Source organism: Enterococcus pernyi (assembly GCF_045371165.1).
Taxonomy (GTDB): domain Bacteria; phylum Bacillota; class Bacilli; order Lactobacillales; family Enterococcaceae; genus Enterococcus_B; species Enterococcus_B pernyi.
On sequence record NZ_JBIQDM010000003.1, the window covers coordinates 91,439 to 112,874 of the forward strand.

Annotated in this window: 21 protein-coding genes and 1 pseudogene; 15 read left to right on the forward strand and 7 right to left on the reverse strand. The window is 36.8% G+C overall.

Annotated elements, in window-relative coordinates; genetic code table 11:
- Position 1: 1 nt before the first annotated feature.
- From ACH0AK_RS04975 to ACH0AK_RS04995, 5 genes and pseudogenes are all read left to right on the forward strand, one after another.
- The gene (locus tag ACH0AK_RS04975; protein ID WP_023519632.1) at positions 2–772 is read left to right on the forward strand and encodes an ABC transporter ATP-binding protein; all 771 of its coding nucleotides are present in this window, start codon (positions 2–4) and stop codon (positions 770–772) included.
- A 181-nt stretch (positions 773–953) separates the two neighbouring features.
- Complete coding sequence (locus ACH0AK_RS04980) at positions 954–1,814, forward strand: shikimate dehydrogenase (RefSeq protein ID WP_023519633.1); 861 nt, start codon at positions 954–956, stop codon at positions 1,812–1,814.
- A 114-nt stretch (positions 1,815–1,928) separates the two neighbouring features.
- Positions 1,929–3,077 (forward strand): LCP family protein, encoded by a 1,149-nt coding sequence (locus ACH0AK_RS04985; RefSeq protein ID WP_023519634.1) that lies wholly within the window; start codon positions 1,929–1,931, stop codon positions 3,075–3,077.
- 163 nt (positions 3,078–3,240) lie between these two features.
- Complete coding sequence (locus ACH0AK_RS04990; protein ID WP_010735497.1) at positions 3,241–3,504, forward strand: type II toxin-antitoxin system Phd/YefM family antitoxin; 264 nt, start codon at positions 3,241–3,243, stop codon at positions 3,502–3,504.
- A pseudogene (locus ACH0AK_RS04995) lies at positions 3,504–3,771 on the forward strand (Txe/YoeB family addiction module toxin). Before ACH0AK_RS04990 ends, ACH0AK_RS04995 begins: the two are co-directional and overlap by 1 nt.
- Positions 3,772–3,875: 104 nt before the next feature.
- On the opposite strand, the gene ACH0AK_RS05000 reads toward ACH0AK_RS04995, so the two are convergent.
- The gene (locus ACH0AK_RS05000) at positions 3,876–4,163 is read right to left on the reverse strand and encodes a hypothetical protein (protein ID WP_023519635.1); all 288 of its coding nucleotides are present in this window, start codon (positions 4,161–4,163) and stop codon (positions 3,876–3,878) included.
- Between the two features lie 723 nt (positions 4,164–4,886).
- Between ACH0AK_RS05000 and ACH0AK_RS05005 the strand changes: the two genes are divergently transcribed.
- The 7 genes from ACH0AK_RS05005 (at position 4,887) to ACH0AK_RS05035 (ending at position 9,425) form a co-directional block, all read left to right on the forward strand.
- Entirely contained in the window at positions 4,887–5,240 is a 354-nt protein-coding gene (locus ACH0AK_RS05005; RefSeq protein WP_226076544.1) for a hypothetical protein, read from the forward strand.
- A 151-nt stretch (positions 5,241–5,391) separates the two neighbouring features.
- Positions 5,392–5,973: a hypothetical protein gene (locus ACH0AK_RS05010; RefSeq protein ID WP_062805249.1), complete on the forward strand. Its 582-nt coding sequence runs from the start codon at positions 5,392–5,394 to the stop codon at positions 5,971–5,973.
- Between the two features lie 142 nt (positions 5,974–6,115).
- On the forward strand, positions 6,116–6,733 hold the full coding sequence (locus ACH0AK_RS05015; protein ID WP_062805248.1) for a hypothetical protein: 618 nt from the start codon (positions 6,116–6,118) through the stop codon (positions 6,731–6,733).
- Between the two features lie 342 nt (positions 6,734–7,075).
- The gene (locus tag ACH0AK_RS05020; RefSeq protein ID WP_023519642.1) at positions 7,076–7,618 is read left to right on the forward strand and encodes a hypothetical protein; all 543 of its coding nucleotides are present in this window, start codon (positions 7,076–7,078) and stop codon (positions 7,616–7,618) included.
- Between the two features lie 20 nt (positions 7,619–7,638).
- Positions 7,639–8,142 (forward strand): hypothetical protein, encoded by a 504-nt coding sequence (locus tag ACH0AK_RS05025; RefSeq protein ID WP_010735490.1) that lies wholly within the window; start codon positions 7,639–7,641, stop codon positions 8,140–8,142.
- A gap of 128 nt (positions 8,143–8,270) precedes the next feature.
- Entirely contained in the window at positions 8,271–8,825 is a 555-nt protein-coding gene (locus ACH0AK_RS05030; protein ID WP_023519643.1) for a hypothetical protein, read from the forward strand.
- Between the two features lie 18 nt (positions 8,826–8,843).
- Positions 8,844–9,425, forward strand: coding sequence for a hypothetical protein (locus ACH0AK_RS05035; RefSeq protein ID WP_023519644.1), 582 nt, complete (start codon positions 8,844–8,846; stop codon positions 9,423–9,425).
- A 111-nt stretch (positions 9,426–9,536) separates the two neighbouring features.
- Here the strand turns inward: ACH0AK_RS05035 and ACH0AK_RS05040 are convergent, their stop codons facing one another.
- Together ACH0AK_RS05040 and ACH0AK_RS05045 are read right to left on the reverse strand one after the other, a co-directional pair.
- Complete coding sequence (locus ACH0AK_RS05040; protein ID WP_499796760.1) at positions 9,537–10,154, reverse strand: hypothetical protein; 618 nt, start codon at positions 10,152–10,154, stop codon at positions 9,537–9,539.
- Positions 10,155–10,279: 125 nt separating this feature from the next.
- A complete protein-coding gene (locus ACH0AK_RS05045; RefSeq protein ID WP_226076539.1) occupies positions 10,280–12,160 on the reverse strand; it encodes an RNase A-like domain-containing protein in 1,881 nt (626 codons plus the stop codon).
- Between the two features lie 415 nt (positions 12,161–12,575).
- On the opposite strand from ACH0AK_RS05045, the gene ACH0AK_RS05050 reads away from it, so the two are divergent.
- Positions 12,576–14,747 carry a type IA DNA topoisomerase gene (locus ACH0AK_RS05050; protein WP_023519649.1) on the forward strand — a complete coding sequence of 724 codons (2,172 nt, stop codon included), beginning with the start codon at positions 12,576–12,578 and terminating at the stop codon, positions 14,745–14,747.
- Positions 14,748–14,823: 76 nt separating this feature from the next.
- Positions 14,824–15,138, forward strand: coding sequence for a hypothetical protein (locus ACH0AK_RS05055; protein WP_010735484.1), 315 nt, complete (start codon positions 14,824–14,826; stop codon positions 15,136–15,138).
- Between the two features lie 36 nt (positions 15,139–15,174).
- On the opposite strand, the gene ACH0AK_RS05060 is transcribed toward ACH0AK_RS05055, so the two are convergent.
- Positions 15,175–15,663: a GNAT family N-acetyltransferase gene (locus ACH0AK_RS05060; protein WP_077151336.1), complete on the reverse strand. Its 489-nt coding sequence runs from the start codon at positions 15,661–15,663 to the stop codon at positions 15,175–15,177.
- 261 nt (positions 15,664–15,924) lie between these two features.
- Here ACH0AK_RS05060 and ACH0AK_RS05065 point away from each other — a divergent pair, with 261 nt between their 5' ends.
- Complete coding sequence (locus tag ACH0AK_RS05065; protein ID WP_499796762.1) at positions 15,925–18,465, forward strand: cation-translocating P-type ATPase; 2,541 nt, start codon at positions 15,925–15,927, stop codon at positions 18,463–18,465.
- 377 nt (positions 18,466–18,842) lie between these two features.
- On the opposite strand, the gene ACH0AK_RS05070 is transcribed toward ACH0AK_RS05065, so the two are convergent.
- The 3 genes from ACH0AK_RS05070 to ACH0AK_RS05080 form a co-directional block, all read right to left on the reverse strand.
- A complete protein-coding gene (locus tag ACH0AK_RS05070) occupies positions 18,843–19,919 on the reverse strand; it encodes a replication initiation factor domain-containing protein (RefSeq protein WP_271524808.1) in 1,077 nt (358 codons plus the stop codon).
- A complete protein-coding gene (locus ACH0AK_RS05075; protein ID WP_271524806.1) occupies positions 19,912–20,181 on the reverse strand; it encodes a hypothetical protein in 270 nt (89 codons plus the stop codon). Before ACH0AK_RS05075 ends, ACH0AK_RS05070 begins: the two co-directional genes overlap by 8 nt.
- A 240-nt stretch (positions 20,182–20,421) precedes the next feature.
- Complete coding sequence (locus ACH0AK_RS05080; RefSeq protein WP_271524805.1) at positions 20,422–21,144, reverse strand: hypothetical protein; 723 nt, start codon at positions 21,142–21,144, stop codon at positions 20,422–20,424.
- Positions 21,145–21,436: the final 292 nt, after the last annotated feature.

The following is a 21,436-nucleotide window of genomic DNA, read 5'->3' on the forward strand; positions in this document are numbered from 1 at the left end:
GATGACAGCTATCTTAACGATCAAAAATGGTAGAAAAGTAGTCAACAATGGGATGCACGAAGAAAAAGTATTATTGGATGATATCCAATTGACCATCAATGAAGGAGATTTTATCACTGTTCTTGGCGGTAATGGGGCGGGCAAAAGTACTTTGTTCAATACGATTGCCGGAACATTACAATTAAGTCAAGGTGGGGTTTATTTCAAAGACCAGCCAATCACTAAGTTATCAGAAGAAGCACGAGCTTTATTTCTATCACGCGTATTCCAAGACCCAAAAATGGGGACTGCACCACGGATGACCGTGGCAGAAAATCTATTGTTAGCCCAAAAACGAGGTGAGAAACGGCCGCTTCGTTTGCGTCAATTGAAAAACCAAAAAGAAGCGTTCTATAAAATATGCCAAGAAGTAGGCAATGGATTAGAGCAACATTTAGATACACCTGCTGGCGAATTGTCAGGGGGGCAACGACAAGCCTTAAGTTTATTGATGGCAACGATCAAAGCGCCAGAATTACTTTTATTGGATGAACATACCGCAGCACTAGATCCTAAGACAGCCAAGCTGCTGATGGAATTGACCAACCAACGCATCACAGAGCAAAAGTTAACATGCTTGATGATCACGCACCGTATGGAAGATGCTTTGAACTATGGGAATCGCTTGATCGTCTTACAAAAAGGCCGGATCGTCAAAGACTTAGCGAAAGAAGAAAAACAAGCATTATCCATGAACGATCTCTTACACTTCTTCGAAGAAGTCATCGATTAGTCATTCGAGAACGCTATCTCCGTTTGACAAGTTTGTTTCCTTCAATTTATACTTGTGATAGCAGGTATAATAACAATCAAAATCAATACGATTCATATCAGAAAAATGATTGATGCCGCTTGTTCCTTCGTAGGTTCTACGAATGGACGCGGCATTTTTAGCGTATTATAGGAGGCGTTCCATGATTTCAGGAAAAACAAGATTAGCAGGGATTTTTGCATCTCCCGTTACCCATAGTTTATCTCCATTGATGCATAATACAGCCTTTCAAGCTCGTTCGATCGATGCTGTTTACTTGGCATTCACAGTCGATCAGTCGAATCTTATGCAGGCGGTTGAAAGCATTCGTACATTCAATATGTTAGGTGTCAATCTTTCCATGCCTAACAAAACAGCAGTTATTCCTTATTTAGATGAATTAAGTCAAGAAGCGCAGTTGATAGGTGCTGTTAATACAATCGTTCATCGAGACAACCGCTTGATCGGCTATAATACGGATGGCATGGGCTTCATGCGTTCAGTACACGAAGCGGGTGTCGCAATCAAAAACAAAAAAATAATCATGCTAGGTGCAGGTGGCGCAGCGAAAGCAATCGTTGTTCAAGCGGCGTTAGATCAAGCAAAAGAAATCGTCATCTATAAACGGAAGAATGCTACTTTTGCGAGTGTCGTTGCGGATTTTGAGAGAGTTGCGGAACAAACCAACTGTTCCATCATCGTCAAAGATTATGCAGATACTGAGCAGTTGAAAAAAGATCTAGAAGATACGGACCTTTTGATCAATGGTACCGATATGGGCATGGGCGCAAAAAAAGAGTCGATGCCAATTGATCCTCAGTTTCTCCATAAGAAACTCGCAGTTTTTGATTTGATTTATTCCCCTAAAGAAACACGCTTTCTAAAAGAAGCCAAAGCAATCGGTTGTCTCATACGAAATGGGCTAGGGATGCTGATGTACCAAGGAGCAATTGCCTTTGAGCTTTGGACAGGCGAGACCATGCCGATTGAAGAGATCCAACCTTTACTCGTTTCAAAGAGATGAAACGAGTGATATCAAAGGATTCGTTAGCTTTTAGTTAAATTTACAGCGATCTTACTGTTTTTCATTAAGAAGTATCGTATGATTTTACTGAGTTGAACAAAGGGAGGAAATCAAATGAGTCGGATGGATCGCTATCAGAACATCCATAAAAAAGCAAAACCAATCAAAGAAAAGTCATCGCCGCTATCTTGGCGACGCGCAAGTAAGAAACAGGCAGAGCCTGAAGAGGAAGCAATCCCTTCTTACGAACAAACTTATGAAGAACGTCCAAGTGATTCTCGATACTCAACGCCTTACGAAGAACACGTTCATTCAGAACAACCACCCCAGAAAAAAGGACTCTTTAAAAAGAAACAGCCCAAAGGTCCACGTAAGAAGCGGTCTTGGTGGAAAATCATTTTAGGAATTTTACTAGTCTTGTTTGTCTTTTCACTGATTTCATTTTTCGTCGGCAAGTTCGTGGCTGAAAATGATCAGTCACTGGAACCAGCGACTTCAGAAACATTCAATGGCACCCAATCAACAAGCGGCGCACACAATATTTTGATTTTAGGAAGCGATACAAGGGGTGAAGATGCGGGACGAGCAGATACGATCATGGTTCTGCAATTAGATGGACCAGCTCGTAAACCCAAATTGATCTCATTCATGCGGGATAGCTTCGTGACGATCCCTGGGGTCGGAGACAATAAAATCAATGCAGCTTATGCTTATGGTGGCGCTGAGTTAGTCCGACAAACCTTGTTAGAAAACTTTGGGCTGAACTGTCAATACTACATGAAAGTCGATTTCAAATCATTCGAAAAAGTGATTGATGCCATGTTCATGAATGGCGTGTCGATCGATGCTGAAAAAGACTTGAATCTAGACGGTGTTGATATCGCTAAAGGCAAACAACGGATGGACGGTCATGTGCTGTTGCAATATGCGCGTTTCCGGATGGATGAAGAAGGCGACTTCGGTCGCGTCCGCAGACAGCAACAAGTAATGGATGCGATTTTTGGACAACTAAAAAATCCATTGAACTTGATCCGCGCGCCATATGCTGCCGGAAAAGCAATCGGTTATACATCCACCGATGTACCGATGACTTTTTTAGTCAGAAATAGTTTCTCTATCTTACGTGGTGCTGGCGGAATCGACCGTTTAAGTGTCCCAGCTGATAATACTTGGAGCTATGGTCAAAGTGATTATGCGGGTAGTATCCTCGTATTAGATAAACAAATGAACCGTGAAAAGATTGAACAATTTTTGAGTAAATGATCGTTGATGTTTTGTTAAAAAGGCTTTTCTAGAAGTATTTAGTTCTAGAAGAGTCTTTTTGTGATGTTAATTTATTTTGCTTGCTATAAGAATAGTTTTATAATTGATTTACTTATTTGAGTACGTCAAAATATAGGTAATAAATGCAAAAAGGAGAAGGAAAATGTCTAATACTACTTTAAATCCGAGTACTGCACGAAAAAAATTTTATCAATTGTTAAAAGAAGTGAATGAAAATCATACAGAAATCGAGATTATTAGTGAGCGTAATGAGAATAACGCGGTCTTGATTGGTTTAGAAGATTGGCGAGCAATCAAAGAAACGCTATTTTTGGAACAAATTGGTACACTTGACATCGTAAAGAAAAGAGAACAAGACGATACGGGATTTATAAATGTAGACGATATTGATTGGGATGACCTTTGATGGGGAGTTATAAGGTAGTAGTTAAAAACTCAGCTGAAACAGATTTTAAAAAAGCTAAAGAGCTCTAATTTAAAAAATCAATTTCTTACTATTATCGAAACATTAAAAACTGATCCTTATTGCCCTAAACAAGCATTTGAAAAGCTAAAGCCAACTCATGAAGGAAGGTATTCAAGAAGATTGAATCGCCAACATCGAGTGGTGTATAAAATAAATGACAAAGAAAAAATTGTTGAGATTTACTCTGCATGGACTCACTATGAATAATCGATCAAACTATACAATAATATGCCACTGAAAGTCTTCATATGACATTCAGTGGCATATATAAATAAATGAAGAAAAAACATTTTTCGAATTCAGGTTCATTACTAAGGATTCAAAAATACACTGATCACTGTAAATCGTTTTCTTTTTTCATCGTAAATACTCCATAAATAGGCACCGTAACAATCACGCGCACGATTAAAGCGATTGGAGAAGGATGTATCCCACTCGTAGATTTTTAAATGCTCTCTTTCAGGAAAGAATCGTTGATTAAGCACTAAAAATTGTTCTTTACTCACTGTTGTTGTTTGAGTTTCATGGAAAAAGGCTTTTTCATAGGCTCCTCTATTTTTAAATAGACTATCGGGTTTGATTTCTTCTGCCTTCATCATTTTTTTATTTACATAAATTGGGTATGTTTCCCAACCTAAGTAATCAGGATCTCGCTTGATATAGATGAGTGGGTTAGCTTTAATTGAACAAAAATATTCGTTAAATTGTTCTATGCTTGTAGGCTTCCCAGTTTTTTCTCTTTGGTCGAATGCCCAATGATTACATTGTACAATTCGATTCGAAAATTCTAGATATCCTAGTATAGCTTGCTGGTGACTGTGAATTCCTTGATAATTAGGTTCAATGAAGAAGGTATAATTAACATAAAGTGGTATATTTTATCCACTCCACTCCCAACATGCTAGTGTTTCTTTTTCTAATAGCTCCATTTTATCCTCCTCGCAAAAATCCACTTATTATTCAGATTGAATTTCTTAACAATTTTACATTTTTTATGAGCTTATTTTTTTACTTTTATTTCTTAAAAAATAAATCTTTGTTTCGCAGGTATGACTTGATAAAAAAACAAGATAAATAAATCAGTGAAACTTGTCGATTTCTTTATCATGCGATAATATAATCTTAAAAAGATATTTATTCTGCTTAAATACATATAAAATAACAATGAAAATAATTAGGTTTTCTGTTTGATTTTTTAGAGGTTCGGAGGATGATTATGAAATTTAAGTATACGTTTGGTGACCCAAAGATAAATAGGTCTTTTTGTAAAGTATACGAATTATACTTATTGAGTACATACAACATTTCTAAAGGAGGTAAGGATGAAATTTTTAGAAAAGGAGACTAACCGTTTTGTACTGACCATGGTTGAAAAAAACATCTGGATGAAAGATTTAGCAATCAACTATGCGTTTTTTCAAGAAAAGAATAATCAAGGATACGAAAGTCACAAAAAAGCAGCTTTAGCATTTGTTACGTTCCTCATTCAAAGAAGAGGACATGATCAAATTGAGTATACGAATAAACTTGAATTACCAGTCAATATATCAGTAACCTATTCCATAAACTTAAATTTAATGGATGCAGCAAGAATTCCAGTCGATACTTTTTTTTCTGCACACAGCGACTTAGAAGGTCATTATATTTCAGATTATATTCCGAGAAGGAAACATTAGTCATTTATCAATGGAACAACACGTGGTCAGATTATTTCGCTTATGGAAAACATTCCGGAAAAGGAGCGTACCTTTGGACGATTTATGATCCAACAAGAAAAAGATTTACGGTATGTGGGGCATCAACATTGAGTTGAATGATGAGGACAGAATGAAGTTATTAAAAGAAGATACGTATCAATTTAAACAAAAACTCTATTTAAGAAAATTTCCAATCAATGGACTTTTACTCGATTATGTATTTTTTGAAGAAACAGGTTATCGTGGATACTCCAGTCATCGTAAAGCCGCTCTTCAATTTATCAAAGTAATGAATGAAAAAAGAAATATTCCAGGTCTTCTATATACAGATTTGCATTATTTCGATCACTTACCCATAGTATGTAGCCCAATAAGATTGAGTTATGCCGTAAATCCAGAATTAATGTATGGAAAACGGATAAAGGCAGATGTTTTCTTTTCTGTTGAAAAAACAGCTTCTGGAAGCTATTTAAATTGGTATGCACAAACATTTCTTTTCCCACCATATTCATATAGTGGGGACGAAGAAGATTTTATTTCCTTGAATAAATTATTATTCCCTAAGAAAAGTGTGTTAATCATTTATGCATGGAATAACAATTGGTCGAATTACTTTTCTCCTGGGAGAGAATGGATGGATGCCTTTCTTTGGACGATTTACGATACTGCATCGAATAAACTGACTGTCATAGGATCTTCTATGACAGATTGAGTTTAATTTAGTTTTTTAAATTTTTATCCTACTTAGTAGGTAAATCAAGTCACAATTATTGTTGATTAATATGTTCAAGAAAAACAATAACTATGACGAAATAGGTATCATGTAATACATAAAACTTCGAGGAGGAAAAGACATGGAATTATTGGTAAAAGAAACGTTAGAATTAAAAAAAGGGGATGTACTTTTTCCGCATTACGTTGGTTATACATTCTTTAAGGAAAGTGATTACCAAGGAAAGGTCACCCATAAAGAGGCAATTTTGGCTTACTTAAATTATACAAGTCGCATAATAAGAACAAATCTTTGGTCATCAAAAAAACGCAAAGAAGCTGGAAAATCTGTTACCCATGAAATGTATGTAGCGAAATTTCTTGAACTAAATTCTGATTCAATTATATACACAGCAATTGATCCTACTACGTTAAACTTAGATGGCTACCCCATTGAAGTCAATGAAGAGATGATGGAAGGCATTGAACTAACTTCGGAGGAATTTTTTATGGATGGCGGGGTATATGAGGAAGCTTTTTTTGATGAATTTCATGGTACAAAGTTATCTAAGACAGACTTTAATCTGGTAAATCAACGGTTCTTTCCTTTAAAAGACAAATTAACCATCTATTCATGGAATTCAGAGTTTACAAATTACTTCAACTATCCTAGAGTATGCATCGGTGCCTATTTATGGAGTATTTACGATACGAATACAAAGAGATTTACAGTCATTGATATTTATTTAGGCTATGAATAAAATTTAGAACTTAAAAATTATTTCAATTATACGCGTGTGGGCTGGGGCGCCTATCTTTGGAGTGTTTATGATTCTAGAACCCAAATCTTTACGATCATCAGTATTTATTTAGCAGAACAGGGGTAAGAGAATAACACACCTATAATTAGGTTAAACAATTGAATCATTTAGTAAAAGTAAATAATTGGGTAATAAAAACATAGGGAAACCGAAAACTGATCATTATGAAATGTATGCAGAGAAATTTCATTCATCGGATTTTGACTCAATTTTCAGTGCTTGGTGCTTTATTGACTACATAATAGAAAAGAAAACATCACATAAAAGAAAGGAAAAATCAATTTGAAATTATTAGATGGAGAGACGTATCGATTCCCTTTGACTATGATGGAGAATAATATCCCGATTCTTTTTCTATTCTTTCATGAGAAAGATTACGAGGAAGATAGCAGTCATCAACAAGCAGCAATTCAGCTTGTTAAGTTTGCGAACCAGAAAAAAAGATATCCTATGATTACTTGGAATAAGCAGGAACATTTAGATAACCGAATACAAGAATATACAATAAATCCTACGCTCATGACCGCTCGACGTTTAAGTCACGAGGTTTTTTTCTCAATTTCTCGGAAACCTAAACAACCGTTTCTTTCAAATTATGCTTATGCATTCTTCCAGATGTCTTCATACTATCTCGGAAAAGTAGACCATTTTATTCAAATGAACGATATTCTTTTTCCAGATAAAGAGCAACTGATTATTTATGAGTGGAATAATACTTGGTCAGATTATTTTCATTATGGCAGACAGCATAGAGGAGCTTTTATATGGACGATCTATGATTCTAAAAGAAATAAGTTTACGGTGATCAATGCAAGCATTTTATGAGATTAGGAGAAAAATATAATATGGAGTTTTTACTACAGGAAACAGAAGTATTGAGCCAAAAATTAGAGGAGAAAGCATTATTTACAAGACGTTTAAATTTAGACTTTGTTTACTTTAAAGAGAAGAATTACCGAAATGTGGAGAGTCATCAACAAGCAGCGATTGAATTTATAAAGGTGATGAACAAAAAAAGAGTAGGGTACTCATGTGTTCATTCAACAGAATTACATTGTTTTGATGATTTACCTATTTTTATTAAGTCTTTGGCTTATCCTTATGCAGTGAACCCAGAGTTGATGTATGCGAAATCAGTATTGCCTCCTGCCTTTTTCTCTACTAAATGTGAGAATGGTAAATATGAATCTTCCTATGCTTATTCCATACTCTCACAGATATATAAACCTCAGCGAGAAGAGATTTTTTTAAAAGCCAATGAGTATCTATTTCCTGTACAAGAGAACCTAATAATCTACCAATGGAATAATGATTGGTCAAATTATTTTTCAATAGGGAGAGAGGAGTAGGGGCTTATTTATGAACGATTTATGAGAGGGGAACTGAAAAATTTACAGTGATAGGTGCTTCGATGAGGTACTGAATACTACGTGAAAAATACTATCGAGTACATACAACATTTCTAGAGGAGGGAAAGATGAAATTTTTGGAAAAGGAAACAGATCGATTTGTACTGACTATGGTTGAAAAAAATATCTGTATGAAAGAGCTCGTACTTACTTACGGCTTCTTCCATGAAGAAAATTACAAAGGGGAAGAAAGTCACAAAAAAGCAGCACTTGCCTTTGTGACAGCAATCAATCAAAAGAGAGGACATACAAAAATTGAGTATACGGATAGAGTAAATTTCCCTGTCAATCTGAGAAAAACTTATTCCATCAATCAACTACTGATGCAAGGGTTTATAATCGAAGGGAATGTTTTCTTTTCTACAGCCTATGATTCGGACAAGAAATATACTTCCGATTATGCCACTGCTTTCTTTAAATTATCTTCATCTTATAAAGGAGAGGAGAAAGATTTTATTCAATTGAACAATCATATCTTTGAAAATAGAGCCAAACTGATTATTTATCAATGGAACAATACTTGGTCAGATTATTTTTCTTACATAAAGAAGATGAATGGAGCTGCTTACTTATGGACAGTTTACGATGAAGAAAGTAAGAAGTTCACAGTTTTAGGAACTTGAGAAAGAAGGAGGTCGATCATGAGATTATTGAGAAAAGAAACATTTGAGTTTAAACAAAATGCCCACAAGAGAAACATTCCAGTGCAGGGTCTTTTGATAGATTATGTTTTTTTCGAGGAGAGCGAGTATAAAGGGCGCTCTAGTCATCGAAAAGTAGCACTTGAATTTATTAAAGTGATGAATGAAAAAAGGGATGTTCCAGGAATTTACTATACTGAATTACTTTATTTTGATTGTTTACCTAGATATGGCAATCAACTCCAGTATAGATATGCCGTGAATCCAGACTTAATGTATGGGAAACTCTCAACGATCGAGGAGTTAATATCAATAGACAACAAAAGTGCAGGTGGTTATCAATCTATGTATACCTTTCTTTTTCTTCATCCTCCGTACAGCTATGGTGGTAAAAAAGACCACTTTATACAACTTAATGATTGGTTGTTTCCTAATAAAAAAACGCTAACGGTGTATGAATGGAACAGCGAATGGTCAAATTACTTTTCTTTTGGAAGAGAATTATATGATGGATTTTTATGGACGATATATGACAAAGCACAACATAAATTTACAGTGATCGGAATTTCAATAGCTGATTGAATAACACAATTGATCAAGTATAATAATATGCAACTGAAAGTCATGTGATGACTCTCAGTTGCATATGTAAATAAGTGAAGAAAAAGCATTTTTTCAAATACGGGTTCATCACTAAGGATTCAAAAATACACTGATTACTGTAAATCGTTTTCTTTTTTCATCGTAAATACTCCATAAATATGCACCGTAACAATCACGCGCACGATTAAAGCGATTGGAGAAGGATGCATCCCACTCGTAGATTTTTAAATGCTCTCTTTCAGGAAAGAATCGTTGATTAAGCACTAAAAATTGTTCTTTACTCACTGTAGTTGTTTGAGTTTCATGGAAAAAGGCTTTTTCATAGGCTCCTCTATTTTTAAATAGGATTTCAGGATTAATTTTTTCTGCTTTCATCATTTCTTTATTGACGTAAATCGGGTTTGTTTTCCAACCTAAATAATCAGGGTCTCTTTTGATATAGATGAGCGGATTAGCTTTTATTGAACAGAAATACTCGTTGAATCGTTCTATACTAGCAGGGTTTCCAGTTTTTACTCTGAGGTTTGATGCCCAGTGGTTACATTGGGCGATTCGATGTAAAAACTCTAGATATCCTATTATAGCTTGCTGGTGACTGTGAATTCCTTGATAATATGGTTCATTAAAGAAGCTATAATTAACATAATTTGGTATATTTTCTCCATTCCAATCCCGACATGCTAGTGTTTCTTTTTCTAATAGTTCCATCTACTTTCCTCCTTTATGTCACTCAATTTCTTAAACCTCCAGTGTTCGAGAAATCGGAAGGTTAAATTAGAAAAAGATGAATCTTTAAATCCACCTTTTTCTGATTATTTTCTAACGAACTTCTATCAACTAGGACTCCATCCCTGAACCGTTCTTTCTAAATCAGGAAATGCAGTAACAATAAAATATTTTCTATTTTTTCGGACTGCTTGTTTGGTTTTTCGGATCATGACCTTTGCATAAGGGATGTGCTCATGCCGATCAAATTGATTAGGTATTGTGGTTTTTGATAAACCAAAACCTAGAGAAACCCCTAATGACAATTGACCATAGGATCGATAAGAAATCGAATTGCTATTTTCTGGTAAATTGCAGTAACCTAAGTCGAAGCCTTTATCTCCGGCTAATAAATTTTCATGTTTTGCTGTCCAAATGGCATAGTTGACTATTAATAAAGCTTGGAGGGCGTTGTGAAAACTTGTAGTATATTTTAGTTCGTCGTCACCTTCCATTCTAGTTAACAAGGTGTCCCAATTTTGAATAACATGATCTGTAATCGTATGGCCTTTGCCACCATGAGCATAGTACTCATCATAGATTAAGTCGAGGGGGGTATACCAGGCATCTTCGTTATCGTCATATTTACGTAGTTCAGCCACCAGAGTTTTGTAGCTAGCAATGGTCCAGTCCCCTAATGCTGAATCAATTAAAGTTTCATTTGTTCCTTCATTGATTATGCTTCCTGTTTCTGGATCAAATGTCCCTCGCCTACCGTTAATCGTAAGAGCATTATCATAAGGTATTGACTCTTCACTATAAGAAAACTCAATCGCTCCAACTAAATGCGCTGGAACGGCTTGTTGCGTTTGAGCATAGATAAAGTTCCCAGCGTGATCCAATACAACTGCGGCACCATATAATGTAGCGATCATTCCTGATGGATCAAAGTCTAACCCATTGTTGTTTGGAGCCAAGGCTTCGCTTAAACTTTGGCTGATTTGGCTGGTTCGTTCATCATATGCGACAGCCATTTCTTGGGCAGTTTCAATAGCTAAGGCCTTAGAAGGTTCATTGACGACCCCAAATTCAAAGGGTGTGGTTGCTTGGACGTAGTCGAGCAATTGTTCTTTTGTTGTGATCTCTGTTAAGAGCGTAGAGATGCTCGTATCAAGCTTGACTTGATAATTAAAAGGTTCTGGGAAATCATAGCCGTAGTAAGAAGAACCGGTGATGTTCAAGATGGCATCATCTGCACCACGAACGGATTCGCCATACTGGATGCTTTCTAAAACGAAAAACTCATTCTGGGAGAGAGAATCGGCTAGTGACGTGTTACGTCCGACCACCGCTGCTTGCTCTCGTAGTGTCCAAGGGATGGTGTAGTTGATGTAGCGACGATAGAGTTCAACACGGTCACTGACGCTGAAAGTAAAGATTCCGTGGTCGCTCTCGCCAGTCAAGTACTCACGCATCAACGCATTGCTTGTTACATCTTGTGCGTAGCGGTTTTGTAAGGCTGCGGAGAAATTGTAGGTATTTGTTGTCGAATCAATTCCAGACATTGCAAAAGCGTTCAGTTCATTTTGAGTGGAGGCACTGCTACCGATCGATTCAAATAAGCCACTGTTTGTTTTCGCTAAATCAGCTGTTGCTACGCCTAAAGAGGCACCGAGCTGATAAAAACCGACCCCTAGACCAATTCCTAGTAGAGCGGGGGCAAGAACAGCGGAGGCGGCGGTCGACAGTAAGCCAGCGCTAAGTGTACTACCTGATAAACCAGATGCATAAGCAGACATGCTGATTCCATTAAAAACGTTTAAGGCAACTGCTGCATTTTGTGGTTCTGCGGACGAAGGAATCGCTGAGGTGGTATCGATCGGAACGATGGTTTCGTCAGGTTGGGTTATTTCGCCAGCGATCGCTTCTTGGGCGTGGACATCAAGTGGCAAAGTGGCAAAAGGTGCGAGCAACAGACCAACAAGTAATAGGCGATAAAATTTTTTCATTTTTTACTCCTTTTTATCAAATGGCTTGAGTGACTACCAACAGTTCAACTACCAAAAACCTCCTTATTTGTGTCGTAGGTTGCTTAATTATATTTTGGAAAATATAACAATAAACTTCAAGTTTATTTAAAATTATAATTATAAAAAAACTCATTTTTTTATATAGTTATTTTCTTTGCAAATACTAATTATATGTTAAGACATGCTGTTCTTTTATCAATGTTTTTATCCTTATTTAAAAATAACAGCATGATAATAATAAAAAGGTAAATGTTCTTCTTTAGGTGATTATAGTTATTTTTTTGTAACGCTTTTTTCCATTCAACAAAAACATCTTCAATTTTTTCGCTATTCTTTTTGAAAACCATTTGGTAAACTGTTAAAGAATTCTTATTTTATCAAGAGGAGGAAAAACATGAAAACAGTGATACTTGCTGAAAAGCCTTCTCAAGCAAAAGCGTATGCGGAAACGTTCAAAAAAAAGAAAAAGCAGGAAGGTTATTTTGAAGTCAGCGATCCACTATTCACAGGTGAAGTAACAATCACTTATGGATTTGGTCATTTAGTGGAAATGGTTCCTCCTGGAGAGTATGAAGAACGCTGGGCGAAGTGGTCATTGCCCAACTTGCCGATATTTCCTGACCAATTTAAATATACGGTGCCTCCAGAGAAACGGAGCCAATTCGCCATTGTCAAACGACAATTGCAAGCAGCTAATACGATCATTATCGCAACAGATAGTGACCGTGAAGGTGAAGCGATTGCTTGGTCGATCATCCAGCAAGCAAAAGCCTTTACGAAGCAAAAGCAGTACTTACGTTTATGGATCAATTCATTGGAAAAAGAAGCCATCTATCAAGGGTTCAAACAACTGAAACCGGCGGAGCAATTTTATCCAAAATACAAAGAAGCACAAGCACGTCAACATGCGGATTGGCTGATCGGGATGAATGGCAGTCCACTGTATAGTTTGCTGCTGCAACAAAAAGGAATCTCAGGGAGCTTCTCCTTAGGGCGCGTGCAAACACCAACGCTTTATATGATCTACCAGTTACAAGAAGAAATCAGGAAGTTTAAAAAAGAGCCTTATTTCGAAGGAGAAGCGCAGATCAAAAGTCAACATGGGCAGTTTGTCGGTAAAATCGAGCCGAAACAAACTTTTAAGACTGCGAACGAATTAGTTACTGCGATTGAGGGAAAAGGAGCGCATTTAGGAAAACAACAAGGAACGATCTTACAAGTAACGAAAAAAGAAAAACAACAAAGTAGTCCACGTTTGTTTTCTTTGTCAAGTTTACAATCGAAAATGAATCAACTGATGAAAGTCAGTGCGAAAGCCACACTTGATGCAGTTCAAGGTTTGTACGAAAGTAAGTTTTTGAGTTATCCTCGAACAGATTCTTTTTACATTACAGAAAGCGAACACCAGTATCTTGTCCAAAATCTTGATCGCTATAAAGCGTTTTTAGGGATCACAGAGGTAGCGACACCAGAAACATTTCCTAAAAAACGATATGTGGATGCAAAAAAAGTCCAAGAGCATCATGCGATCATTCCCACAAAAACGATACCGACGAAGGAACGTTTTGCGAAGCTTTCCCGACTAGAGCAAGCGATCTATTTGCAGGTGATGCGTACGACTTTAGCAATGTTTGCAGAAAATTATCGCTATGAAGAAACCGTGATCCTTACAGGAGTGGAACGATTGCGTTTAAAAAGTGTCGGGAAACGTCCGATTGCAGAAGGCTGGCAACAAATCTTGACCGTAAAAAGCAAGAAAAAATCAGATGGTCAGCTTTTGCCTAAAGTTAGTGAACAAGAGGTAGTGGCTGTTGATCTGAGAAGGCTTGAGAAAGAGACTCAACCGCCTAAGCCCTACAATGAGGGAACGCTGATCACTGCGATGAAAACCGCAGGAAAGACCTTAGATGATGAAGAAGCGCAAGAGATTCTGAAAGAAGTGGAAGGGATCGGAACGGAAGCTACCCGCGCGAGCATTATTGAAAACTTGAAACAAAGGCACTATATCGAAGTCAATAAAAATGATATTCAAGTGACTGCCAAAGGTATCACTTTGTGTAAAGCAGTAGCAGGAGAATCTTTACTGACAAGTGCTGAGATGACGGCGCGGTGGGAAAGTTATCTAAAAAAAATCGGTGAACGGCAAGGAACACCAGAAGTCTTTTTAGAAAATATCAAAAAATTTATTCTGCATTTATTAGAAGTCGTCCCAGAACAAGTAAAAACAGTCGACTTGTCGGAAGAGCAAAGCGGCTTGATGCAAATCGAAGCAATGGAGAAGAAGAATGACCAAGTCGGGCGTTGTCCGAAATGTAAAAAAGGCATTGTGATGTTGTATCCAAAAATCGCGACATGTACGAACAAGGAATGTGATTTTAAATTATGGCCTACGATTGCTAAGAAGAAATTGACTAAAACAAATCTTAGAGAGTTACTCTCAAAGGGAAAGACCAGAAAAGTGGTCAAAGGATTCACGGGGAAAAAAGGAAAGTTTGATGCTGTCCTTATTTTGAAAGAAGATTTAACGATCGGCTTTTCATTTCCTTGGATGGAAAAACAAGAGTAGGTATATATATTCCGAAAAGTAAAAATACCTAAACCAAAAAATACTAAAGTAATCATTATTAGAGGAGTACTTGTACGTGAAAAAAATCAATTCGCTTTTGAATTATGCAATGGGGTTGTTAACGCTGGTTGCGCTATATCAAGCAGTTATTGCATATCCAGAATACGGAACCAAATTATTAGCTATTACAAAACATCCGACTGGCTACTCACCGACGGTCATTTTGACAACTTTGACCGCAGCAGCCAAAAGTGGCACTTACTTGTTGCATACAACGAGTAGTCTACTGAAAAGAAAGAAACAGCGGAAACAGTTGCTTTTCGTATTAGCTGCGGCGGGTGTTGTTTATTTCTTACCGGTGATTACGCAATTTATTCAACAGTTCATATAAATAGATAAAAAAGACGACGATAAGAGAAAAATTTCCTTATTCGCCGTCTTTTTTTAACTCTTTAATATACCAAGCGTCCATCGTCGAGTGTTCAGAACCTGCTAGTGGATCAGCTATCAAGTGAAAGCCGAACTTTTCATATAGTTTACAAGCAGGCTTTAATAAATGCATCGTTTCTAAATAGCATTGACGGTAATGTTGAGTGGCATAAGACAATGCTGTTTCCATCAATTGGTTGGCAATTCCTAAACCTTTTGCTTCTGGGGCTAAGTACAATTTTTGTAATTCACATATCTGCTTTTGCTCGTCAAAAGGTGTGATTCCGATTCCGCCAACTACTTTATTTTCTAATTCCACCACCCAATAAGCAGCACAGGGGAGAGCATGGTAGTAGTCTGTTAAATGGTCTAATTGTGGGTCGAAATAGGCAGTTCCTTCAATCGCTAAATCGAGTGATTCTAGGGAAGTTTGAATAATTTCTTTGATGATTGGATCATCTTGTGGTTTGATTTCTCGTATCAGCATCGGACAAGGCTCCTTTTCTATCGTGTTTATTTATCGTAATACAAATGAACGGAAGGGTCAATTTACTTTGTACACAGAGGAACATTCTTTTATCAACTTCTCCCTTGACCCATTGCTTGAACTGTGAAATAATAACTTCATAAAAAATTTATGACTTAAGAGCGTTCGCCGGAACGATCTTGTAGGAGTCAGACAAACGAACCGTAGGCTTTAATGGTTCGTTTGTCTGGCTCCTTTTTGTTTTGGGAGGGAATAGGCAGAATGAAAATAGAAAACTTACAGACAGATAGACAAAAAGGATTGACGGAACAAGAAGCAAACGATCGATTAGAATACTACGGTGTAAACTCGATTGACACTCAGTCAACTAAATCTTTTAGTGTTTATTTCAAAGAATCAATGAAAGATATCACGATTTTGATTTTACTTGTTGCCACAGGACTATCTACGTTTATTGCTTATCAAACACATCCGGATGATTTTACAGAACCAATTGTCATCTTTTCAATTGTCCTATTAAATCTTTATTTGTCGATACGGCAACAAAAAAGTGCGGAAAAATCAATGGATCAACTGAAAAAAATGAGTACGCCATCTAGCCGTGTCTTGAGAGAAAGTTCCGTTAAAGAAATCAACAGCTCTGAGATCGTTCCTGGTGATATCGTACAACTTAAATTGGGTGATCGTGTCCCTGCTGACGCGAAAGTAATTACAAGTACTAATTTCTTTGTTGACGAATCATTTTTGACTGGAGAAAGTGAACCGAGTGAAAAGGACGCTTCTTATCGTGCTAGTGATATTGAAGCATTGAGTGATCGTAAAGACCTAGTATTTTCAGGTTCATTGGTTGTGACAGGTAAAGCAACGATTTTAGTAGAAAAAACTGGTAATGCTACAGAAATCGGAAAAATCTCTCATTTAATCACGAATGAAGGAACGCATGTCGCACCACTGCAAATCAAAATGCAAAGACTGGGTAAAGTACTAGGAATAGTCGCAATCACTGCTGGTTTCTTAGCAATTGTAATTGGTTTAGTAAAAGGTTTGAGTGTGGAATCAAGTATCATGACTGCAATTTCAATGGCAGTTGCAGCAATACCAGAAGTATTACCGGTTGTCGTAACCATCTCTTTAGCTGTGGGAATGGGGAATATGGCAATTAAGAAAACCATTGTTCGAACACCTTCAACTGTTGAAACAGTAGGCGGCGTCTCTGTGATTTGTTCAGATAAAACGGGTACGATCACTGAAAATAAAATGACGTTAAAAAAAATCGTTCCTCTAACAGAATTACCTATTCTTATAGACTTCACTAAAGACAAGGAAAAAAATCTACTTTTACTGTTTTATCTTGCGAGTGGTTCTTCTGAGAACGATGGAGGGGGCAATCCAACGGAATTAGCGATTCAAAAAGCTGTAAAAGATCGATTTTCGGAGAAAGAATTACAGGAATCTCTTTCTGATTTGAAAAAAATCAAAGAATTGCCCTTTGATTCAAAAAGAAAACGTATGACAGTTGTCTATCGTATGGGTCAAGAATATTTTTCAGTCACAAAAGGAGCATTCGATCGGCTGCACTTGGTGAATCCAAGCGAACATTACCAAGCGGAACATGATCAACTTGCTGATCAAGCGTACCGTGTATTAGGAGTAGCGTACAAGGTATTCCAGCAACCGATTGAAGAATTATCAGAGGAAGAACTAGAGGAGGAGTTGAAATTTGCCGGCTTTATCGGCATTATCGATCCAGCGAGGAAAGAAGCAGCAAAGGCAGTGGAAATAGCCAAAAAAGCAGGGATCAAAACCGTTATGATCACTGGCGATCATTTATTAACAGCTTCACGTATTGCTAAAGAAGTAGGGATAATGGGAGAAGGAGACCAGGCAATGACAGGGGCGGAACTGAAAAGAATGGGTGACAAACAGTTAGCCGAAACTATCGATAGATGTCGAGTGTTTGCTCGAACGTCACCTGAGGACAAGATACGAATCGTTAAAGCTTTTCAGCAAAATGACGAAATCGTCGCCATGACAGGGGACGGAGTGAACGACGCTCCGGCATTAAAAGCAGCGGACGTCGGCATTGCTATGGGGAGTGGAACGGAAGTGGCGAAGGAAGCTTCTGATATGGTTTTAGTAGACGATCATTTTGTAACGATCGTCCAAGCGGTAGAAGAGGGGCGCAGAGTGTATCAAAATATCCGTAAATCTTTATATGCCATGTTAGGTTGTAATATTTCAGCTTTAACGATCGTATTGATTTCTTTGATCTTAGGTTGGGGGGCGCCAGTCACAGCGATCCAATTATTGATCATCAAAGTAGTCGCAGATGGCATCCCTGGTTTTAGTTTAAGTGTCGAACCTGCAGAGGAAAAAAATATGGAAAAACAACCGATCCATAAATACGATAGCATTTTTTCACGAGGATTGACCTTTAAGATCCTTGAAATCTCTGTCGTGTTTACCGTCGTCACATTATTGGCTATAGTTATTGGTCGTACACAATCAGTAGCGATTGCTGAAACAATGACATTTATTGTCTTAGGGTTATCCACGATCAGCCATATGTATAATTGTCGCAGTGAAGTATCTATTTTACGATTGAAATTTTTGGGCAATCCATTGCTAGTCTTAACTACAGCAATTGGTGCATTGATCATTGTCTTATTAGTGACAATCCCTCTGACACAACATATCTTTGGATTTGTTACGATTGGACTTTCCAACTGGCTATGGGTTCTTGGTTTATCTTTTATTCCAGTAGCCTATATCGAAGTGAAAAAATGGACACATCTGTTTTAAAGAATTACCTGAAGGATTTTCTCTTAGTTAAGTTTAATTATGTTCGTCTGTAGTTTATTTTTCCCGAAGCTACGGACGAACTTTTCTTAAAATGACTTAAAAAAGCGCAAATGATAAAAATAAATACAGATAACAAAAAAACTAGAGAATTATGGAAATTTACGATTAGTGAGAGAGGTTAGAACGAGGAATTATGAACGTAATCATTTTTTATTTATTCTAGTTTACATAATATATATTATACAAAGTAGATTCAAAGTGAAATCAAACCTCTATCAAACTGAATTAAACCGAAAAACACAAAAAAACGACTCTTACGAGCCGTTGCAAAATTTTAAAATTATTTTGTACTTGATTTGTTTTATCCTTTCGCCTATCTAATGCTTGTTTTCTAAGTTAATGTAGTTCTCAATCATTTGTCTGTGTTGCTTAGTCATTCGTTTACGTCCGTCAGCAATCAAACCAGCTACGTAATGACCTGAATCATTCAAACACTCGTCAAGTACAGCTAATGACACAGAAACTTGTTTTTCTACCCAGTTTTTCGTACGATAGACAGATTTTTCTAGCGGTTGCATTGTCAAACGCACACCAGATACATTGCCTAAGAAATCCGTCCAAAACTTACAAACTGGCCACCGTCTTTTATTTGAATCACTGTTTTTCTCGACGAGAAAAGTCAAATACTCACAGAAGATTGACCGTACTAATTCGCCTATTTCTAAATATCCACTAGCAATCATATTCATAACAGCTAAAGCACGTTCATGCCTAAGCTGAATCTCATAACGATTCCAAAAATCAATATTTTTATCCAAATCAACATTTTGAGAATTTACTAGTTGACCAAATTTATCATAAAATCGAAACTCTATATCTCCTTTTCCAACATAAAGAGTTTGCCCATTAATTTCATTGTCAGAAGCGATATCGCCATTTTCCACATATCTCCATGAACGTGTGCCAGCTGTACTTCTGAAATGTTTTAAGCGCATTTTGCGGTGTAATGTACTAATGTTTAAAAATCCTTTATAATCGTCTATCGCAACGTCTAAGCGTGTAATATGGTGTATTGTGAACGAAGTTCGCAAGATATTAAAGAAATCAATCCAATCAAAACCTTGTCGCCAATTGTTTTCAAGAAAGCGACAGCCTTGGCCTTTAATGTCTATATGCGTTAAAGCATGCTTATCTTCCCTTTCCCTTCTCGTCATAATAGAGATCAAATTTAAATAGCTGTAACGATCGTCATATTCATTTGTTTCAGCAAGTTCTTTGTGTTCGAAATCGTGAAACTCTAAATGTAGAATAGGTAACAATCCTTTTAAAAAAATATTTTCCTTAAAAGTGATTGAAACCCAGTCAACACAAGCCTCAAGGGGTGTTCTAGTTGTACAGTCTAGGGGGGTGTTACTAGACCCCCCGCAAGTCAATTTTTTGTTTGAATTATTCAAGTAACAACACTCCATTCACACAAAATTCTGGTTTGAAAAAGGTCGATCGACCTTTACCGAAAACATGAAGATTAAGTTTAATCCTATCCCCTTTTTTTAAATGAGAAATGTCAATCTTATTTGTCACGTGATAAGAAAATAATCGTTTTTTATCTCCAGGCAACTTAAAAACTAGCGTTTGAGTACGCCAATTTGAACCAAAACGATTTAATTCATAGATATCAACTTTATGAACAATGACATATTCTAAACTTGTATACATACGCTATTTACTCGTTCTAAACACTTCATATACTTTTTTTCTTTTCTTACCTTCTGATATCATAAAAAACTCCTTATCTTTAATTACTGTAGTCTCAGGCGTTTCACTAAAATTGATAAAACGGTGCATTAGTTGCCTAGTAAATGTTAGCTCTGCGAGCTAATCGGCCCGTCATTCCGCCGACTTCATGAAAGCATTAGAACGCAATTGATAAGCAAGCTTATCAATCACAACCTAACGCTAACTATTTTCAGAATTAATTTTCTTTAAACGTTCAATAATTGCGTAACTTTCAAAAAGCGATCGTAATTTATCCGTTTGAACAAAATTCTTGCGCCATTTTCGTGACAATTTTTTCAGTTGAAGCGGACTATCGACTAAAGCGTCATATTCTTGTGCGTCAAAAGCACGCTGGAAAGTCCAACGACCTAGAATAGTACGACATTCAACTACTTCGAACGTCTGTTGGCGCAAAGGCTTTGTGACACGTGTAAAGTGTTGTGACGTGCCATAAATTTTTACGCCACTTTTACGTTGTTGGGTAATCTTCCACAGCAAATCCATATTGAAATTTCTTGTTTCATAAACATTAAATTCGTTCTGTATTTCGTCGATCGCAAAAACGATTCCGTCTGGAAACTCTTTTTTAAAATCAGTATCAATAATGTAGTCCCATGCTTTAAGGGGAAAATTCTGATTCTTATAGCCGAAATTTGTACATATAGTTACCTGTGGATATTTGCGCCGAATATACTCTAACTGTTCAACTAAAGACACCGTTTTTCCTTCTCCTTGCATACCTGCATAGATACTTAAGCCAAAGAGATCAAATTTCCGGCTATCTCTTTTAACATATATTTTTAGATCACGGCTTTTATAAAAAAGAAAATTGACTATTTTAGTTAGTAAAAATTTATCTCGTAATACTTCAGCTGTAAGCTTCCGTTTTTTTGCTTTTTTCATAGTTGAAAACTCCTTAATTATTTAAATCAATCGTTTAGGCAACCGCCGTGCGCTAAAGCGTACTGGCGGTTTAGCCTAAACCGAATTTGCTTAAAATGAATTTGAGTATTTTCATAAGAAATGAAAAGTTATCAAAAATAATCGTAGCAGCGATACAAGCGAGAAGAATAGAAAACGAGATAAGGGTATCAATGTATCCTATTACGTTCGCCAGTGCGCTAAAATCAACTGACAACTCAAAATTCAGACTTGGTAGTAAGGAGACAATAAAAATAACTAATGAAATCAGCGC

Coding starts and splice junctions, on each gene's coding strand:
- ACH0AK_RS04975 (WP_023519632.1), top strand. CDS start 2: ATGACAGCTATCTTAACGATCAAAAATGGTAGAAAAGTAGTCAACAAT.
- ACH0AK_RS04980 (WP_023519633.1), top strand. CDS start 954: ATGATTTCAGGAAAAACAAGATTAGCAGGGATTTTTGCATCTCCCGTT.
- ACH0AK_RS04985 (WP_023519634.1), top strand. CDS start 1,929: ATGAGTCGGATGGATCGCTATCAGAACATCCATAAAAAAGCAAAACCA.
- ACH0AK_RS04990 (WP_010735497.1), top strand. CDS start 3,241: ATGTCTAATACTACTTTAAATCCGAGTACTGCACGAAAAAAATTTTAT.
- ACH0AK_RS05000 (WP_023519635.1), bottom strand. CDS start 4,163: ATGATGAAGGCAGAAGAAATCAAACCCGATAGTCTATTTAAAAATAGA.
- ACH0AK_RS05005 (WP_226076544.1), top strand. CDS start 4,887: ATGAAATTTTTAGAAAAGGAGACTAACCGTTTTGTACTGACCATGGTT.
- ACH0AK_RS05010 (WP_062805249.1), top strand. CDS start 5,392: ATGAAGTTATTAAAAGAAGATACGTATCAATTTAAACAAAAACTCTAT.
- ACH0AK_RS05015 (WP_062805248.1), top strand. CDS start 6,116: ATGGAATTATTGGTAAAAGAAACGTTAGAATTAAAAAAAGGGGATGTA.
- ACH0AK_RS05025 (WP_010735490.1), top strand. CDS start 7,639: ATGGAGTTTTTACTACAGGAAACAGAAGTATTGAGCCAAAAATTAGAG.
- ACH0AK_RS05030 (WP_023519643.1), top strand. CDS start 8,271: ATGAAATTTTTGGAAAAGGAAACAGATCGATTTGTACTGACTATGGTT.
- ACH0AK_RS05035 (WP_023519644.1), top strand. CDS start 8,844: ATGAGATTATTGAGAAAAGAAACATTTGAGTTTAAACAAAATGCCCAC.
- ACH0AK_RS05040 (WP_499796760.1), bottom strand. CDS start 10,154: ATGGAACTATTAGAAAAAGAAACACTAGCATGTCGGGATTGGAATGGA.
- ACH0AK_RS05045 (WP_226076539.1), bottom strand. CDS start 12,160: ATGAAAAAATTTTATCGCCTATTACTTGTTGGTCTGTTGCTCGCACCT.
- ACH0AK_RS05050 (WP_023519649.1), top strand. CDS start 12,576: ATGAAAACAGTGATACTTGCTGAAAAGCCTTCTCAAGCAAAAGCGTAT.
- ACH0AK_RS05060 (WP_077151336.1), bottom strand. CDS start 15,663: ATGCTGATACGAGAAATCAAACCACAAGATGATCCAATCATCAAAGAA.
- ACH0AK_RS05065 (WP_499796762.1), top strand. CDS start 15,925: ATGAAAATAGAAAACTTACAGACAGATAGACAAAAAGGATTGACGGAA.
- ACH0AK_RS05075 (WP_271524806.1), bottom strand. CDS start 20,181: ATGTATACAAGTTTAGAATATGTCATTGTTCATAAAGTTGATATCTAT.
- ACH0AK_RS05080 (WP_271524805.1), bottom strand. CDS start 21,144: ATGAAAAAAGCAAAAAAACGGAAGCTTACAGCTGAAGTATTACGAGAT.